The sequence below is a fragment of the Streptomyces dysideae genome, from assembly GCF_001514305.1.
GTDB lineage: Bacteria > Actinomycetota > Actinomycetes > Streptomycetales > Streptomycetaceae > Streptomyces > Streptomyces dysideae.
The window spans coordinates 1-2,559 of sequence record NZ_KQ949171.1; the positions used below are offsets into that span (position 1 = coordinate 1).

The following is a 2,559-nucleotide window of genomic DNA, read 5'->3' on the forward strand; positions in this document are numbered from 1 at the left end:
CGTCGGGTAGGACCGCTGCATTGCTGCAGCGGTCCCCCCTCAGAACCGGCCGTGCCCGCTTTCCAGGCAACCGGCTCAAGCAAGCCCCTTGGGCTCGCGGGCGAACAGAAGTGCTGGTCACCGGCCGGGGCCAGTGGCCAGCCGACGCTGGCAGTGGGTGTGTATCAGGCGTGAGGCGGCGGGTTTGTCCGGCTTGCCGTTGCCCGCTTCGGCGGTGACCGCGTGTTTGCGGATCGCGATGCGGGTGCCCTTGAGCCACTGCTCCCACTGGTCGGGAGTTTGCGGCTCGTGGTCGGCGTGCAGCAGCAGCCCTCCGCAGAGCGGACATCGGCCGTCTTGCATCTGCAACAGATGCAAGGTGCCCTTGCCCAGCGGGAGTTTGCCGCGGCGGCGCCGCTTGGCCCAGAAGTCGGCCAGGGCGGGATCGTCGGTTGACGCCCTTCCTGGCACCATCCGGTGCCGGACGATCGGCGTCCAGGCGAACTTGTAGAGGTAGAAACCGCTGGCGCGGTCCCCGAATACCCATGTGTCCTGCCTGAACGGGTTGAACATGCCGAAGTACCGGGCAGTCACCCAGCGCATCGGCTTGTTCGGGTGGGAGAACTTGGCCCACTTGTAGACCAGTCTCCACACGTAGGCGTCCAGCGAGTTGAACGCCCGCTTGGACACCCCGATCCGGTAGTAGGCAGCCCAGCCCTTGATGATCGGGTTGAGCTTGGCGATCACCGCGTCGGCGTTGGACCCTCGCAGGGCCAGCACCTCGGCGGCAAGCCGTTCCCGGATCCGCCGCAAGGCCGCGTTGCTCGGTTTGGTCAGCAACTTGCTGCGGTAGCGTCGGATGTTGAACCCCAGGAAGTCGCAGCCCTCATCGAGGTGGACAATGCGTGTCTTGTCCTCGTTGAAGGCCAGGCCCCGGGGCGCGAGCCACACAGTCAGCCGCGCCTTGACCTGCTCGGCCTGTTCCCGAGAATGGCACAGGGCGAGAAGGTCGTCGGCGTAGGCGACCAGAACCGGAGAGTCGCGCGCCAGAATCGTGGCATCACTGCCGAGATTCTGGTAACGGACTCCAGCAGCCTTTCCCATTCCGTGCAAGGCGATGTTCAACAACGCGGGACTGATCACCCCGCCCTGGGGAGTTCCCTCCACCGTGGGGGTGAACCAACCTTTCTCGACCACACCAGCCTTAAGCCATCCGGCGATCAATCCCCTTCCAGGGAACGAGCCCAGTGACGCGAGCAGGTGATCGTGGTCGATTCGGTCGAATGCCGCTTTCAAGTCCGCGTCGAGCACCCACAAGCGTTTGGCGTTCTTGCCGCTCGCCGTCGTGTGGATGGCAACGATCGCGTCATGACAGCCACGACCTGGACGGAAACCGTAGACCTTCGGTTCCAGACGTGCCTCCCACTCGGGCTCCAGTGCATTCAGCGTCAGAGCTTGAAGGCATCTGTCGGCGATCACAGGAATTCCAAGTGGGCGCTGCTTCCCATTCGCCTTGGCTATATACACTCGCTTGACGGGCTTGGGCTTCCACGGGTCCGCGTCATGCTGGACCCAGTCGGCCAACTCGGCCTTTCCCTGGGGCAGCAGGACGACTTTCCCGTCGACGCCCGCCGTCTTGCGGCCAGCGTTGACCTCCGTGACCCGCCGCACACTCGCGAGTGTGTTGGCGCGGGAGCGGAGCATCAACTTCTGCAGATTCCTGACCTTGGCCAGGTCTCCTGCCTGCGATGCCGTGAAGATGCGTTGCCGCAGACGCCGTACGTCGTCCTCGACTGTCCGCCAGTCGATCGACGGCCAGTCGGTGATCTCGTCCTCCGGTCCGTTCGCCATGCCGGCTGCGGTCGCAGCGGCTTGCGCCGCCCCAGCCACGTGTGTCGTCACGGCGTCCAACTTGCCCTTCGGTTCAGATGTCTTTGGTCATCGTTTCTTCACGGGCTCACCAGACCCACGTCAGCGCCCTTTCAGGCCGGGACATCGGCCCCTATCCGGCCAGTTATGCGGGGACCGCCGACGGAGGTGTCAGCGTATGGTTCCCGGTTTCCTGTTGCCTTTCGGCGACCGGCATTCGCTTTCTGGGTCTTCCTGCGCCCGCTGGAGAGTTGGGCCTTCCTTACGGTTGGCTTACCAGGTCAGAATTACATTGCCTGGACTCCATCGGGGTTGTCACGTTCCGCATGAGAGAGATGCTGCCGGTGAGGGTGCCCTCTGCACCCCGGGGACGGCGGTGCACTCCCGACTGGCCAGATTTCCCCAGTCGGCACCTGCCACTTTCCAGCGGCCAGTCCCTATCTCTCGCTGAAACGACCCATCGGCGAGAGTGCTCATGACGAGGCATCATCAAGGGTTCATTCGCATTCACCCGTCCGGCATTTCCCAGCCTGTAACCCCCGGATGGAACGAGGATCCTTGGGCATTTCCCCAGGCTTCGCACCCCGCGATTACTCACGACGCACGCTGAGGCGGGAACGAGCCCTGTGCACTGGCTCGGGAGCTACACCTTCGACATCAGTCGATCCTCCTTCGGTGAGTCCGCTCTTCTCAAGCGGCTTTCGTGTCGCA

The 2,559-nt window shown here is 63.9% G+C and carries 1 protein-coding gene; it reads right to left on the bottom strand.

Annotation, left to right across the window (positions count from 1 at the left end):
- Positions 1 to 117: 117 nt before the first annotated feature.
- Positions 118 to 1,830 carry a group II intron reverse transcriptase/maturase gene (gene ltrA / locus AQJ91_RS48165; protein WP_067036732.1) on the bottom strand — a complete coding sequence of 571 codons (1,713 nt, stop codon included), beginning with the start codon at positions 1,828 to 1,830 and terminating at the stop codon, positions 118 to 120.
- Between the last annotated feature and the right edge of the window lie 729 nt (positions 1,831 to 2,559).